The 15,689-nt window shown below is 26.6% G+C and carries 10 protein-coding genes and 1 tRNA gene; 8 read left to right on the plus strand and 3 right to left on the minus strand.

The genetic code is table 11. From position 1 onward, the window contains the following. Positions 1-433: 433 nt before the first annotated feature. On the plus strand, positions 434-1,351 hold the full coding sequence (locus BMW96_RS03175) for a PD-(D/E)XK nuclease family transposase (RefSeq protein WP_272481902.1): 918 nt from the start codon (positions 434-436) through the stop codon (positions 1,349-1,351). Here the strand turns inward: BMW96_RS03175 and BMW96_RS03180 are convergent. Further along, positions 1,323-1,661 carry a hypothetical protein gene (locus BMW96_RS03180; RefSeq protein WP_180320311.1) on the minus strand — a complete coding sequence of 113 codons (339 nt, stop codon included), beginning with the start codon at positions 1,659-1,661 and terminating at the stop codon, positions 1,323-1,325. The genes BMW96_RS03175 and BMW96_RS03180 overlap by 29 nt on opposite strands. A 233-nt stretch (positions 1,662-1,894) precedes the next feature. Between BMW96_RS03180 and BMW96_RS03185 the strand changes: the two genes are divergently transcribed. Together BMW96_RS03185 and BMW96_RS03190 are read left to right on the plus strand one after the other, a co-directional pair. After that, positions 1,895-2,965: a TFIIB-type zinc ribbon-containing protein gene (locus tag BMW96_RS03185; protein WP_092352435.1), complete on the plus strand. Its 1,071-nt coding sequence runs from the start codon at positions 1,895-1,897 to the stop codon at positions 2,963-2,965. Between the two features lie 4 nt (positions 2,966-2,969). Continuing rightward, positions 2,970-4,247 (plus strand): TPM domain-containing protein, encoded by a 1,278-nt coding sequence (locus BMW96_RS03190; RefSeq protein WP_092352437.1) that lies wholly within the window; start codon positions 2,970-2,972, stop codon positions 4,245-4,247. Positions 4,248-4,854: 607 nt separating this feature from the next. On the opposite strand, the gene BMW96_RS03195 is transcribed toward BMW96_RS03190, so the two are convergent. After that, on the minus strand, positions 4,855-6,732 hold the full coding sequence (locus tag BMW96_RS03195) for a helix-turn-helix domain-containing protein (RefSeq protein ID WP_092352439.1): 1,878 nt from the start codon (positions 6,730-6,732) through the stop codon (positions 4,855-4,857). Between the two features lie 589 nt (positions 6,733-7,321). Between BMW96_RS03195 and BMW96_RS03200 the strand changes: the two genes are divergently transcribed. Continuing rightward, positions 7,322-10,909, plus strand: coding sequence for a beta-N-acetylglucosaminidase domain-containing protein (locus BMW96_RS03200; protein WP_092352441.1), 3,588 nt, complete (start codon positions 7,322-7,324; stop codon positions 10,907-10,909). A gap of 1,246 nt (positions 10,910-12,155) precedes the next feature. Here the strand turns inward: BMW96_RS03200 and BMW96_RS03205 are convergent. Next, a tRNA-Arg gene (locus tag BMW96_RS03205) sits at positions 12,156-12,231 on the minus strand. Between the two features lie 165 nt (positions 12,232-12,396). On the opposite strand from BMW96_RS03205, the gene BMW96_RS03210 reads away from it, so the two are divergent. From BMW96_RS03210 to BMW96_RS03225, 4 genes are all read left to right on the plus strand, one after another. Continuing rightward, complete coding sequence (locus tag BMW96_RS03210; protein WP_092352443.1) at positions 12,397-13,131, plus strand: copper homeostasis protein CutC; 735 nt, start codon at positions 12,397-12,399, stop codon at positions 13,129-13,131. Positions 13,132-13,145: 14 nt separating this feature from the next. Beyond that, positions 13,146-13,508 carry a zinc-ribbon domain-containing protein gene (locus BMW96_RS03215; protein WP_092352445.1) on the plus strand — a complete coding sequence of 121 codons (363 nt, stop codon included), beginning with the start codon at positions 13,146-13,148 and terminating at the stop codon, positions 13,506-13,508. A gap of 1 nt (position 13,509) precedes the next feature. Next, positions 13,510-13,854 (plus strand): DUF2085 domain-containing protein, encoded by a 345-nt coding sequence (locus BMW96_RS03220; protein WP_092352447.1) that lies wholly within the window; start codon positions 13,510-13,512, stop codon positions 13,852-13,854. A gap of 547 nt (positions 13,855-14,401) precedes the next feature. After that, a complete protein-coding gene (locus BMW96_RS03225) occupies positions 14,402-15,592 on the plus strand; it encodes an AI-2E family transporter (protein WP_092352449.1) in 1,191 nt (396 codons plus the stop codon). Positions 15,593-15,689 lie beyond the last annotated feature (97 nt).

A 15,689-nucleotide genomic window follows, 5' to 3' on the forward strand; every position in this document is an offset into this window, starting at 1 on the left:
TATTGTAATCACTTTTATTGTGATATATTAATTTCATTTTATACCTCCATAAAGTTAGCTTAGACTAACTATATACATCTTAATACGTTACATAGAATTTGTCAAATATAGAGATTTAAATTTTTAATTACTAGTAAAATATATTATACCATTCACAGACAAATAAATAGGAAACTAAAAAAAGGCATTTGTGGATTCGATTTTAATTGAATTCACCATGCTCTTTTATTTTATTTTCAATGATCTTAATCTTGTTTTTGTTATGTTATTTGTAAATAAGTTTGTAACATTTAATATTTTTTCACTTCCATATTATCAGTATTTATTTTTGACTGTGAACAGTAATATATGATTATAGAAATTTGATTTTTAAAAGTAATCCTTTTAATTATTTTGTATAAAATAATAGGAGGATTATTGTATAAGTGAAGTAATTAATTATCAAAATGATTTAGTTAAATTTAATAATGATTTTTTCTTTAAATATCTTCTTTCCAGAGATACTGCTGAATCTAGAATGTTAAGAAAGTACATTGTTAAACTCGTTACCAATATCGACTGTAAAAAAATGATTGTTAAAAATCCTGAAATCAATCAAAATACTGTTCTTGCTAAAAATATTATTTTAGATATTTGTACTGTTGATGAAACTGGCAGAGTTATTGATATAGAAATGCAGATGGCAGGCAGCTCTAACAGTGAATCAGCAAGATTTCAGTTTTATGGAGCCAGACTCTTAGTAGAACAGTTAGATGCTGGTGAAAAGTATAATATGTTAAGACCAGTATATCAAATCATCTTTATCAATGATGATGACGATTGTTTAATCAGGGATTATGCATATAGAGACAGCAATGGAAGGATGGAGAATGGTAATCTAAACTATCGCTATTTTATTAAGATGAAACATATTGAAAAGATCCTAAAAGAAAAAGAAGTTAAAGAACTAAATGATTTGGAAAGGTTATGTTATCTGTTTATAAAGAATGAATATACTGGTATAATAAAAGAGAAAGAAGAAGACATAATCGGGATGGTGATAAAGATGTATGACAAGTTTAGGAACAATGAGCCAATGTGGTCGATAGCGAATCAGTTAGCATTAGCGAGAATAAGAACAGAATCATTTAAAGATGAGTATCACAGTAAGGGATTAGAAGAAGGTATTGAAATAGGGATAAAACAAGGAAAAAGAGATATTTATATAGAAATGATTAAAGAAAGATATCATCAGGAATGTAGAGAATGGATAGAAGGATTAAGTGAAAAACAGTTAAAGTTAATAAGTAAGTATATATTTGAAGAAGATGAATTTGAAGTATTTAAGGAAAGAATAGATAATAGTAATTAGTAAAGACAATCGAGATGTGATTGTCTTTTAAATTTAATAGTTTTTCAATTGCTGCTATTTGTACACAAATACAAAGCAGGTTTGCAGTTTTAGATAATTCATCAATTGGTGGATAAGAAGGGGTAATTCTAATATTATAAACTTGTAAATTGTTTTCGTATGGGAATGTAGCATCAATATTAGTTAAAACAACACCAGCTTTTTTACATAATTGACCAACTCTTTTGGCACAGCTAGACAAAATATCTAAATTAATAAAATACTTGTTGTGTACTGTTGAGTAATATGATTTTTTTGTTAGAAATGGCAAAATAATTTATAAAATCTGTTTTAATATGATACTTTTTTCATATTTCGTGATATTTTCTTGGTTTTTTAGAGGCTGTAAATAGTAACAAATATATAAGATATTAATTATATAATAAATAAAATAATGATTTTCAAAGATATATTATTTAGTTATAATTATTATAAATATATATAGTCTATTGGGATTATAAAGAATAGAAATATATACTAATTGAAAAGATTAGGAGGATTAAGATGACAACAATGACAGTATATCGTTGCCCTTGTTGTGGTGGTGAAATTAATTTTAATAGTGACAGCCAAAAACTGGTTTGTCCTTATTGTGATACAGCATTTGAGGTAGAAACATTAAAGATGTATGAAGAACAGCTTCAAGAATCACAAGAAGATAAAATGGAATGGGGTAATGATTTTGAACATGATACATTAGATGATGAGGGAATTGTTATGTATTCATGTGAAAATTGTGGGGGAGAGATAATTGGAAATAACGAAACAATTGCTACAAGTTGTCCATACTGTGGAAGTCCAGTAGTTATGAATAAAAATATTTCAGGGCAGTTAAAGCCTAACTATGTGATACCATTTAAATTAGATGCAAAGGACGCAAAGGAACAGTTGTTAAATTTTTTTAAGGATAAACCGTTTTTACCTCATAATTTTAAAAATGATAGTACCCTTGATGAGATAAAGGGGGTTTATGTTCCATTTTGGACATTTGGCTGTCTTGCAGATGTTAAGCAGCAATATAAAGCAACTCAAGTTAGTTATTATAGTGATAATGAATATGATTATACAAAAACTAAATATTATTTAGTAACTCGGGAAGGAACAGTTGAATTTAATAATGTTCCAGTTGATGGTTCTTCTAAAATTGATGATGAATATATGCAGTCAATTGAGCCATTTGATTTTAAAGAAGCTGTAGATTTTAATACTGCTTATTTAGCTGGTTATTTTGCTGATAAGTATGATGAAGATAGTAAGGCTAGTGAACCTAAGGCAAATAAGCGAATTCAAAATTCTACGGAGAGTATTTTCAGATCGACAGTTACAGGATATTCAACTTCTATAATTGAACATTCAAATATTCAATTAAAAGATAGACATGTTGATTACTATTTATTGCCAGTATGGATCTTGAATTTAAAATGGAATGATAAAATTTACACTTTAATGATGAATGGACAAACAGGAAAATTAATTGGTAATTTACCTGCTGATATGAAACTTTTTTGGAAATCGGTTATAGGATATACAGTGATTTTTGCGATAATCATTTATTTTATTTTAGGAGTGGTATAGAAAGATGAAAATAAAAAAGATTAAATATATATTATTAGTATTACTTCTTATTTTTACTACTATTGCTCCTATTCATGCTGAAAATAAATATGTTTATGATAACGCTAATAGATTCAGATATTTATCTGAATCTTTAGAACAATTATCTCAAAATTTTTATGAGCAATATAATATTAATATAGTAATTGTTTCAGTTGAAAATAATCAAAGTGATTTTAATTTAGGTGAATATGCAAATCAGTTATATCAGGAAAATTTTGGTGAAACAGATGGTGTGGTTTTTGCAATAAACTTTAGTAATGGAAGCGATTATGGCAAATATATGAATGCTTTTGGTAATGCAGGACAGTATTTAAATAATTGTAATAATATGGATGCTTTAATTACGGGGCATGATAAGGTTGAAAATATAGTATATAAGATTCAGTTAATTGTTTATCAGATGTCGCTTATAATTGATAATGTTGAGCCTTCACGAAATATAGTGGATATGGCAAATATATTAAATTCTGAACAAACTAGTCAATTGGAACAAAAAATTACCCAAGTTATTAATAATTGTCAAATGGATGTTGTTATTTTAACGACTTGTTTAAATAATGGTAAAAGTATGGTGGATTTTGCAGATGATTATTATGATGAAAACGATTATGGAATTGATCTTAGAAAAAGTGGATTAATTTTAGTATTAAGTTTACAGGATAATGAGTGGTATATTTCAACATCTGGTGCAGCTATAGATACTTTTAGTGATTGGGGGATTGAATATCTTGGAAAAGTTATGAAACCTAGTCTTGTCGATAGAAATTTTTATCAGGCTTTTGAAGATTTTGTTAGTTACACAGAAAAATTTAATGTTCAAGCAGTAACTGATAAACCATATGATCGTTATAATCAAGGAGATTTACCAAATTTAGATGTGGATGAAGAAGTTGTATTTGATAATCAGGATAACAGTGAGCCAAAAACAAAAATGGATTCAAATAAAAGAATACTTATATCACTTGGGGCTGGATTGATAATTGGATTTATTATTTCATTTATTAGAATGGGGAAATTAAATACTAAAAAATCTGTTAAAAATGCCAATGAATATGTCAAAGAAAACAGTTTTAAATTAACTAAATCTAATGATTTATATTTATATCAAACTGTTACTAAAAGAGCTAGACCTAAATATGAAGATAATAATCATAGTACATCTAGTTATCATAAAACGACTAGTTCAACTCATCGAAGTTCATCAGGAAGAACACATGGTGGCGGTGGCGGTAAATTTTAAAACTACATGCTGTTGATGAAGATATTCATATAGGATTAAAAGGTATCTAAAATCTAGTAGATTTTGATACTTTTTTTGTACAAAACAATTTGTTTTATAGGATATTTTTAAAATAATATATTCTATAAAAAATATATAAGATCATTAGCAAAATATACGACTATTAATAATTTTAGAATTTTGATTATCAAGGTATATAAATAAAAAACAATTAGATTTTTTGTAATTGTTATCTAAGATTAATTTAATAAGGTGTTAAATGAATTTTATTATATTAAAAAAAAATACGTAAGTCATTTTTTCATGCAGTTGAATTAAAAACTACAAATGTTCATATCTTCATGTGATTAGGGCATAAGTTAAAATAATTAGTAATAAGTGAGAAGTAGATAGATAAAAACCTGATTAATTTTATTGTTAATCAGGTTATATATTATAGTCAATCATATCAGAATAGTTGGTAAATCAAGATGTAGTATCATAATAATTATTAAAATTATGTACAAGTTATAATATAATTTATTAGTTGACAAGATATATTTTATCCATCTAAAATGATTGATTATCTTGATTTGCATAATCTGAAATGTTTTTCATTGAGGTGTTATTATTTTTTTAAAAAATTTTGAATGAATGTTATGATTTGATGAAGATCATCTAATTTCCAAAATTCAAGAAATTCTAATTTGGAATATCCTAATAATAATTGAATAATTCTTGCTGGGTCGTAGGATTCAATTATGAATGTAACTGTTCTTGAGTTTTCATCAAGATATACTTTGATTTGTTCTGATTGTGTATTTTTGATAGCTAAATGAAAATGCTGATTGATCTCTATTGTTTCACAATCTGTTTTTTCAAAATCATGACATACAATGATATGGTGTTTATTGAATAAAGGAATCGATTGTAAACTTGGTTTGCCTAATAAATATTGTATTAACACTTGAAATGCATGTATCTGGTTTTCTTTATTTAAAAAGCTTAAATCATTATAGAGCTTTTTAAAATCAATTAAATTTTTATGGGGAATGATGTTTAATTGATAGAGTTTAAAATAATCTTCAAATGACATATTAATATTGATAAATTCTGTTGGGATATTCTTTTTGAAATAACTTGGTATTTTTTCAGTGAAAAGAATAGCATCTATATGATCCCATTCATCGAAAAAAGGAATTTCATATTTTGACATAACTTTGACTACCTTTAAATAAAAAAATGTTTCGAGTTGGGATAATAAATGTTCTTTTAAATTTTTAGGTGCCCCACATATTAATATGATTTTTTTTACATGTACTTTTTTTCGATAGAACAAATTTGAAAAATATAATTTGATAAAATTAATATCCTGTTTATCAATGTAGATATCATGGATCATATTTTCTTGACAATATTGTGTAATGAGCGATGAGAGTTTTGAATCTAAAGAAGGATAATATTCTTCAAAATATGGTATTTCTAACTTTATATTATTTAATCTGTAGCTTTTTTCTAAATGATAGTAGAGACTATTAAAAAAGATAGGATCTTCTATAAAGTACTGTGAATAATTCTGATGAATAAAATGCATTAATCCATAAATAAATTTTATAATTTTAAGATTTATAGTTTGATTATCCCTTTGGTCATGACACATTAAATTATAATGATTTATAATCTGTTGTTGACTTTCCAGGCTCATTTTTACATCAAATAAGATTTCAATTTCATCAAAAAATGATTGAAAATTAGCATATGATTGTAGATGAATATTTTTATTTTGTACAAGTAAAGGAATGTTATTTTTATCATACCATATATTAAGAAGGATAGTACAAGCAAACCAGTAAATCAAAGAATCAGTTATTATTTGATTATTTGTTTCAAAAAATTGATGTAGAATAGGGAAAATTTCTCTGATTGTAATATTGTTAAAGGTCTCCATGATATACTTGTGCATAAGAATTTCACATTTTTCAAATTCTTCTTTATATAAAGAATATTCAATGAGATATAAAACATCACGTTGAAATTCATATTGATTTTTTGCGTTACCTGTTAAATAAAATATATTATTATAGTTGAGTTCTAAATGATATTGTTTTAGGGATTCTTTAACCAGTTCCAAATCATTTTTTATTGTCATTCTTGAGATGTTCATTTCTTTTGATAATTGAGAAAGATTCATCTTTTTAATGTTAAAAGCACAAATAACTAAAAGAAGATGAAGTCTTTGTTCTTGTGAAAATTTAAAATTATTTTTTTTTGATTTTTTAATAATTTTAAGTTTTTCAACATTATTAACAATAAACAATCCTTTATTATCAGTTTCTAAAACAGGATGAGATAAATCTTTAAAATATTCATTAATGCAAGATACATCATATCTTACTTGTCTTAAAGATATTTTTAAAGTATCAGAAACCTCTTTTATAGTTATGTTTGGTTCTGATAGAATTATTTCTGCAATTTGTTTCATTCTTGAAGTTATTTTTTTTACCATAATTTAATACCATATTTTCTTTCTATACATTGTCAATTCTACTAAAAAAATTAAAAATGTAAAGAAGTTATACTTCAATAAGATATTAAAAGTTAATATTTAAGGATATGTATTTAATTTATGGATATATATGTATAAATAATATTTATTAAAAATGATTTATTAAAATACAATCTAAAAAACGTAAAATAATTTACGTTTTTTAGAAATGTTCATTTTTTTAAAAACTGATAAAATACAAATGTATTATAAAATACAAATAATAAATTTATGATTTGAAAAAGGATCGTGACTATTGAATTAGGCGAGACCACAAGAATATTTTAGTTAATCTATATATTTTTGTGGTCTTTATGATTTGTATAGTCAAAATAAGAAAAGAAGGAGGAAGATATAAAAATTAGTAATGAGGTGTAAATATTGATCTTTATTGTATATTTTTGATGATGTCTTTTGTTTGATTTGTTGTCTATATTTATATAATGAAAGAATAATTATGAGAATATATATTATTTAGAAAGATATTGTTTTAGTATAAAATTTTTATGGAAAGGGGAAACATATTTGAACTGTAAGGTTCAGTAAATATATGTTAAAAAAAAGAATGAAATTAAAAAATTTGGTTGTTTCGTTAACAATAGTAGGAAGTTTTTTGATAAGTTATGCTCCTGCTATTCATGCAGAAAGTAGTAAACTTAATGTTGCAAAGAATTCTAATAATGTTAGATCTGTAACTGCAGATATATATCCAAAGCCTGTTTTTAAAGATATGTTATCTCAAGAGGGAATGAAATTAAATGGTACAGTGAATTTAGTTGTTCATGGCACACAAGATATGGCTACTGTTCGTCATATAAAAAAATTATTAGAGGATAATGATATTTCTTATAAATTATCAGAAAATATTGTTGAAAATGAAGCGAATTTATTAATTACTTCAGATAAAGATCATTGTCAAACATGTAAGAATATTAATGGAGTAGATACTACTGCTTTAGATAAATCAAATGGTTATGTATTATATACTAGTGATAATGAAAACGAAAAGGGAGAAATTATCATTATTGGAGCAGATGAAGATGGTGTTTTTAATGGTGTAATGACATTAAAACAAATCTTTGAACAAGGGACTGATGGAATATTTGCACAAGTAAATATTGCAGATTATCCCAATATAATACAAAGAGGGGTTATTGAGGGATTTTATGGTTATCCATGGTCATTTGAAGCACGTGTTGATATGATACGCAATATGAGTGATTTTAAAATGAATACATATATGTATGCCCCAAAAGATGATCCATATCATAGAGATAAATGGAGAGAATTATATCCAGAAAAGGAAGCAAAAGAGATTCGTGAATTAGTAGAGATAGGTAAAGAGGAAAATGTTGATTTTGTTTGGATGATTCATCCAGGTAATGATTTTCAATATGGTAGTGATCCTGATTATGCAAACTGTGATGATTTTGATAAACTTATTACAAAATTTGAGCAGTTGTATAATCTAGGTATTCGCCAATTTGGTATTTCATATGATGATCTTAGTGATTGGGGAACAAATTTAAATTGTGGAAGTCAGCACGCTGAAGTATTGAAAAGAGTAAAAGATGAATGGATTCCTACAAAGGATGATATTAAACCACTGGTAACAGTAGGAAGTCGTTATAACAATGGATGGGGGCCAAGTTTTGAAACTTATACAGCAAAAATTATGGAAGTAATGGATGCTGATGATATTGTATTGTGGACAGGTCGAGATACAATGTCACCAATTAGCAAAGAAATATTTGAAGTACCTAAAGATACAATCGGGACAGATAAAAACTTTTCAGCATGGTGGAACTATCCGGTAAATGATTATTGGGATGATCGTTTACTTATGCAGGAATTTGGAACAAGTGTCAGTAATGATGTTGATAATCTTAATGCATTTGTATTAAATCCAATGAATCAAGCAGAAGCAAGTAAAGTTGCTATATATAGTGGGGCAGATTATGCTTGGAATACTGCTGAATTTGAAAGTCATTCAAGTTGGCAAAGAGCAATAAAAGAATTAACTCCTGATACAGCAAAATCATTTGAAAGATTTGCAGATAACATAGGAGGAATTAAAGCTCATTCAGGTTATTATGATGAATCAAATTACTTAAGTGATAAAATTGATGAATTAACTAATGAATTGAATTCTAAAACTGTTTCTAACGAAACTGCAACAGTAATGTTAAAAGAATTTGAATTAATTCTTCAAGATGTAAAAATACTTAAAAAGATGAATAATACTGCTTTATTAAATGATTGTAAAGCACATCTTGATGCCTATGAAGCACTTGCAAAAGCGGGAATTAGTGGGATGAAAGCTATATTAGCTTCTAATCAAGAAAATTATATGGAAAGCTTAACTGCTTTAATTGATTTAAGAGAAAGGTTAAATGAAAAAGTAACATATACAATAAAAAGTTTAGAAGCACCAGATTCAATTCATAATGAGCAATGGGAAAGAGATAATGTTGTGAATGTTGGAAGTAATAAACTTGTTCCATTGTTAAAACAAGTACAAGAACATTATGAACAAATAGTATTAAATAAATTTAAAACAGGTTCTTTAGAGTTTGTTACAAATATTGAAGATTTAACAGCTGAAATTACTTCTACTGAAGATTCATATACAACATCACCAATAACTACACAATTAGATTCAGATCAATGGGTAGGAATGAAATTTTCAGAAGTAACACGTATTAGTAAAATTCAAGTAGATGGTATAAACTTAAAAGATATAAAGCTTCAATATTCATTCAATGGTATTGAATGGAAAGAACTTAAAACTAAAAAATTAGATGATTCAAATATATTTGAAGACTTGATTGATGTTGCATATATTCGTCTTATTAATGTAACTTCAAATATCATTAATCTTGATGCAGTAAGTATATCTGCAAATATATATCATGATACAAGAATTACTAACCCAAGTATTAGTGCTACAATGTCTTTTTCTACTAGTGCTAAATTTGAAAATATAATGGATGGAGATTACCAAACTGGTGCAACTTTCCAAAGAGGTGAAGTTGGACAATACCTGCAAATTGATTTAGGTAAAATACTTCCAATACATGATATCAAGATATATAACCAGCAATGGAGAAATCTAGCTAAGTTTGATTTAGAAATTTCAAATGATGGAGACAAATGGAGAAAAATAGGAGATACGATAGAAGTTAAGTCACAACAACGAGAAAATATCACTATTACTGTTGCTGGAATAATTCAACAAAATCTTTATTCAACGACTTTAGATGCAAAAGGTGAAGTTGGACGATATATTCGCTTTACTAACCAAGAAGTTTTTAGTCAACCAAGTGTTAAATCTATTCATGAAATTGAGGTTAATAAATCAGTAAATCATGATAATGAAGCTAATGAATGGGCTGATGTTATCGAAACAACTTTAGATACAAATAATGTAAAAAATACATACGATTTAAATTTATCTACTTATTTAACAGCTGAAAAAGTAAATAATGGTGATACTTTGATTTATAAGACAAATACATTGACAAAAGTTGGACAAGTTATGATTTCTCAAGCTTTTGATCACATTACAAATGCTAAAGTTGAAGTTCAGGATACAAAAGGAAATTGGATAGATGTAGGAATTCTTTCTAAGGAAAGTAATACACTAGAGGTAAATAAAATTATTTTAGGTATTCGCTTAACTTTTGATGGAAGTGTAATACCTAAAATAAGTGAAATTATTGTTACAGAGGCAACAGCAAAAGCAGATTATTCTAAAGTAGATGAAGCTATTGAAAAGGCTAATAAACTTAATAAAAATGATTATAAAGATTTTAGTTTGGTAGAAAAAGCAATAAATGCTGTTGTAAGAGATAAAAATATTACTGAACAAGAAGAAGTAGATTTAATGGCTGAGGCTATTGAAGATGCAATTTCTAAACTTGAAAAGAAAGATAATACAACGAATAAACCAAGTGAAGGAGATAATGGTAATATAGATGTTAAGCCAAATCCAGTTCCAGATGGTTCAAATAATGAAAATCTATCAGATAGTGAATCAGTCAATACAGGTGATCAAAGTGTCATAGAATCATATGTTGGAATTGGGATGCTGTCATTATTGGGAATTTCATTGCTTATTTTAAGAAAGAGAAAATAAATGCGATAACTGAATATTATTGATCATCGTTGCTTAGAAAAGAAATAAGTGTAATTTAAAGCAGTGCAGTTTTTTAGATTTGTACTATAAAATAGTTTGTATTCCAAAATTTATGAAGATAATATTGGAGGGAAGAAAATCCTCAATGTCATTATGTTAATAGTTTAATAATTTTCGGAAGAGCACATGAAAAAATATTGTTCAATGGTTTTACTATGGTATGCTTTCAAACCACGTCAAAACTATTATGAGTGAAATGAAGAAATAGCCAAGTGATAAACTGGTAGCTGATGATTGTCATTCTATTTATGGCTATAGATCATTGCAGTGAAAACTTATTGTTCAAAACGTTGATATTTTATATCAGGAATATCAGCGTTCCTGTTATCTGTTGTATATTGCAAAAAGAGGTTTTGGTTGTAATCTTTACTCTAGTGGGAACACCATTTTTGCTGAAAACTTATATATTAGTCAAGAAGAACGTATTGAAAGAATAAAAAGCAAACAAACGAAATTAACTTGATGAAGAATTGTCAGAGATAACAACGCAATTAAAAGAACTTTATTCATTAAAAAATCAATATGAAAAACTGCAAAATGGTACATTTCACTTCTTTGAAAAAAGTGAAATAGGTTGATTTTTTTGAGGAAGTCATATACCCTATACTTTATATAGGGGGATTGTGCCATATACTAGTAAGCACTGGATACGGATAGCCTTGTGGCTATCCGTATCCTTTTTCTAGAGATAATTCCTAGTACCCTTTCTTATTTTCATTGCGTTTTTTGGATATATAAGAAATAATTTATTGCGGAAATTAGAGGTTTTTGTCGTTTTGTTATTGCGGAAATTGGATATATACTGCTTGCACAGACAAGCAAATACCCTTGGCTCAATTAAATAGAGTATTTAATTTTGGTTCAAATGGTTTCAGGATCAAATCTTGTTGAGTGCATCACATAGTATATTTTGAGTACTTATTAATTTTTTGGATGTATGTTCTTTGATTTAATTGATAAGTACTTTTTTATTAGAAGCAAAAATACTTGCTAATTGTCTGATTAGCAAAACACCCATTTTCATTAGCAAAAATACTTTAAAAAGGTTCGAGTCATAATAAAAAAGCAATCAACATAAAGTTGACTGCTTTTAAAATGAATAGAGTTTTATCCTAAAAAACTCAAAGTAAAACGTTCATTATGAACAAATTACAATTTAAGAAAACACTCTATTTATCAATGAATTTGGCGTCCTCGAATGGGGTCGAACCATCACTCTGTCGCTTAGGAGGCGACTGCATTATCCATTATGCTACGAGGACATTTAAGATATGAATAATTTTTAAAAACTTCATATCTGACTTTATTTTGTTAAATTGGGTAGTGATAGCTGCTAGTAAATTTTAACATTTATATAAATAAAAATCAAATATAAACATTGTAAGATAAAAAAGTGTTATAATAAAAATACATAAGGAGTTGGAAATATGGAAAAAATTGTTGAAATATGCTGTGGGAGTTATTATGATGCTTTGCAGGCCCAATATGGAGGAGCTAGAAGAATAGAGCTAAACAGTGCTTTGCATATGGGAGGTTTAACACCATCATTAGCTACCTTGTTAAAAGTTAAAGAGAATACTGATTTAGAAGTAATTTGTATGGTTAGACCACGAGGAGCTGGTTTTTATTATTGTGATGAAGATTTTGAGATTATGAAATTGGATGCAGAGATATTACTGGATAATGGAGCAGATGGAATCGCTTTTGGGTGTTTGAATGAAGAAGGAGAAATAAATATTACACAAACTCGGGAAATGTTAAAGATTATCAAATCATATGATAAAACTGCTGTTTTTCATCGGGCAATTGATTGTGTTTATGATATTGATGAGGCAATGAATATTTTAATTACAATGGGAGTTGATCGAGTTTTAACAAGTGGTCTACAAAGTCAGGCACCTAGAGGTAAAGAAATGATTAAATATTTGTATGATGCTTATGGTAATAATATTGAAATATTAGCTGGAAGTGGAATTAATGTTAATAATGTTGAACAATTTTTAGAATATACAGGTATTAGTCAGGTTCATAGTTCTTGTAAAAGATGGATAACTGATCCAACTACAATAAATGATAAAGTAAGTTTTAGTTATAATGATGATAAATATGATGCTGTTGATTATGAATTAGTGGAGATGTTAGTAGATATAGTTGAAAAATAGAGAGGGGGTAAACTATGATATGTAATAAATGTGGGCGACAGGTTATAGAGGGTGCTAATTTTTGTCCTGTTTGTGGAGCTGACTTAAGATATCAACGGAATAATAATTCTGGTTCATCAGGTTATATTAATCCTAATGATGAAACCAATTTTGGATATACATTATTAAGTTTTTTCATGCCATATATAGGATTAGTATTATATATTGTATGGTTGAAAGAATTTCCTAAAAGAGCTAAATCATGTTTGAATGGATTGATTGCTGGAATAATCTGCATTATTATTTTATTTTGTTGTGTTTATTCAGGAAGATCTCATTCAAATTCTTGGCATCGAATTTCTCCTGAGAGTGTTATTTCAGAAAAAACTGGTGTGTGAAATGATTGAAATAATTATAGAAAGAATTTTACATATAGGAGAAATACCTTTATGTAATGGAATACCTTCTAGAGCTTTACATATTGGGAATTTTTGTTTTATTTTATGTTATCGGTGTAGTGGAGTAATTATTGGTTTACTAGGAATTTTATATTATTTAAGAAAGAATAAACCTAAAATAAAGTATGTTTTATTAATTATTCCAATGATAATTGATGGGTATTTACAATTATTAACATCATATTTAAGTAATAATCTATTACGATTAATTACAGGTATATTATTTGGAATTGGTATAGGAGAAGGGATTATTTATTTAAGTAATATGTTTTATGAAGCAGTTTAATAATCTGGTTTTATTTAAATTTTAACATTTTAGTTTTGGTAAAAATAAAAAGCAGTTTCAAAATATTATAATTTTATTAATTAGATAAACAAAATTTAGTAAAGATTTTCTATGAATAAATTTTTATGAAACAAATGAAAGATTATTAGATCATCTTGAAAGTTTTGTGATAATGAAGTTGATATATTGAAAAACAAACTGGTTTTTAAAAATGTAGATGCAGTTAATCTTTTTAGTAGTAAAATCATCAAAATACAGAAAGAAATTTGAAAATCTGTCAAGGTGAAAAATAGAGATTGGTATCTATCCAAATAACTGTCACAAAAAAGAAAAATAGTTGTAGTCATGTTTATTCAATTGAAAATAAAACTTTTAGTTTGTGAAAAAAGAAATAGAGTTAAAGGATATTAGAAAATAAGCTTCGTAAAAAAATAAATGTTTACCTACAAAAAATATAATTAATGATGCAAAAATTGAAACTCAGATTTAACAATAGTTATAATAGTGGATGATATATGCTATAATTATTTAGTATAGAGGTGAATTTATGCGGAATTTATTAGATGAAGATTTAAAAAAACAAGTAAAACCAGGAATAGTTATTTCTGCTTTTACAGTTTTTCTTATTTATTTTTTAATCAATATTGGTAATATATATAGTGTTATAGCTGTAATTATGGGTTCTTTGAAATATTTATTTTATGGCATAATTATTGCATATATTATAAATCAGCCGATGAAATTGATTGAGGGACAAATTGAAAAAAGATGTAAAAAAGAAAGTTTTATTTATGGTAAAAAAAGAGGAATAGCTATAGTTTTAACATTAATTTTAATGTTACTGTTAGTTGCTATTATTGCAAGTATTGTTATTCCTAACTTAGTTAACAGTTTAGTTTCATTGATTAGTAATATTTCATCTTTTTTAATTAATGTATTTGATAATATTGATGAAATATTTATTTATTTTGGCATTGATTTTAGAATGGAAGATATTGGTAGTGTAAAGAATCTGATTAATATGCCTTGGCAGGATATGGTGTCTCAAGCACTGAATTTTCTATCAAAAAGTGCTGGCGGTATTATGGCAAATGCTACTGATTTTCTATCTAAATTTGGTATAGCTTTTACAGGTTTTATTTTTTCATTATATTTATTGGGTAATAAGGAAACGTTTTTACGACAACTAAGAAAAGTAATTGGTGCAATTTGTGGTTATCGTGTTACTAAAATTATTTTTAATTATGCTCATAAAACCAATGAAGTATTTTCTAGTTTTATTAGTGGTCAATTAACAGAAGCATGTATACTATGGGTGTTATATTATATAACTATGCGTTTATTTGGTTTCCCTTATCCAGAATTGATTGCAACAATTATTTCAATATTTTCTTTTGTACCTTTTTTTGGACCAATTGCAGCAATGTTTGTAGGTGCAATTTTGATTTTATCAAAAGATGCTTTATTAGCAATTTGGTTTATGATTTATTTTCAAGTTTTATCACAATTGGAAGATAATTTTATCTATCCAAAAGTAGTAGGAAACTCAGTTGGGTTACCAGGTATCTGGGTATTGCTTTCAATCTTTGTTTTTGGTGATTTTTTTGGTATATTTGGGATGGTAATTGCTGTTCCTAGTGCTGCATGTTTGTATTCAATGGCAAGTGAACTTGTTAATAAGGTATTAAAGAAACGTAAATTAAAAATAACAGAAACAATGATTGAAAAAGTAGAATAGTTAGTTAAAAATGATTATGATTTTTATCATAATTGTTTTTAATTATGGAAAATAATTTATAAAGTAAGATGTAAATCTAATAGTTAAATATATATAG

It is taken from the genome of Thomasclavelia cocleata (assembly GCF_900102365.1).
GTDB lineage: Bacteria > Bacillota_I > Bacilli_A > Erysipelotrichales > Coprobacillaceae > Thomasclavelia > Thomasclavelia cocleata.

Coding starts and splice junctions, on each gene's coding strand:
- BMW96_RS03185 (WP_092352435.1), top strand. CDS start 1,895: ATGACAACAATGACAGTATATCGTTGCCCTTGTTGTGGTGGTGAAATT.
- BMW96_RS03190 (WP_092352437.1), top strand. CDS start 2,970: ATGAAAATAAAAAAGATTAAATATATATTATTAGTATTACTTCTTATT.
- BMW96_RS03195 (WP_092352439.1), bottom strand. CDS start 6,732: ATGGTAAAAAAAATAACTTCAAGAATGAAACAAATTGCAGAAATAATT.
- BMW96_RS03200 (WP_092352441.1), top strand. CDS start 7,322: ATGTTAAAAAAAAGAATGAAATTAAAAAATTTGGTTGTTTCGTTAACA.
- BMW96_RS03210 (WP_092352443.1), top strand. CDS start 12,397: ATGGAAAAAATTGTTGAAATATGCTGTGGGAGTTATTATGATGCTTTG.
- BMW96_RS03215 (WP_092352445.1), top strand. CDS start 13,146: ATGATATGTAATAAATGTGGGCGACAGGTTATAGAGGGTGCTAATTTT.
- BMW96_RS03220 (WP_092352447.1), top strand. CDS start 13,510: ATGATTGAAATAATTATAGAAAGAATTTTACATATAGGAGAAATACCT.
- BMW96_RS03225 (WP_092352449.1), top strand. CDS start 14,402: ATGCGGAATTTATTAGATGAAGATTTAAAAAAACAAGTAAAACCAGGA.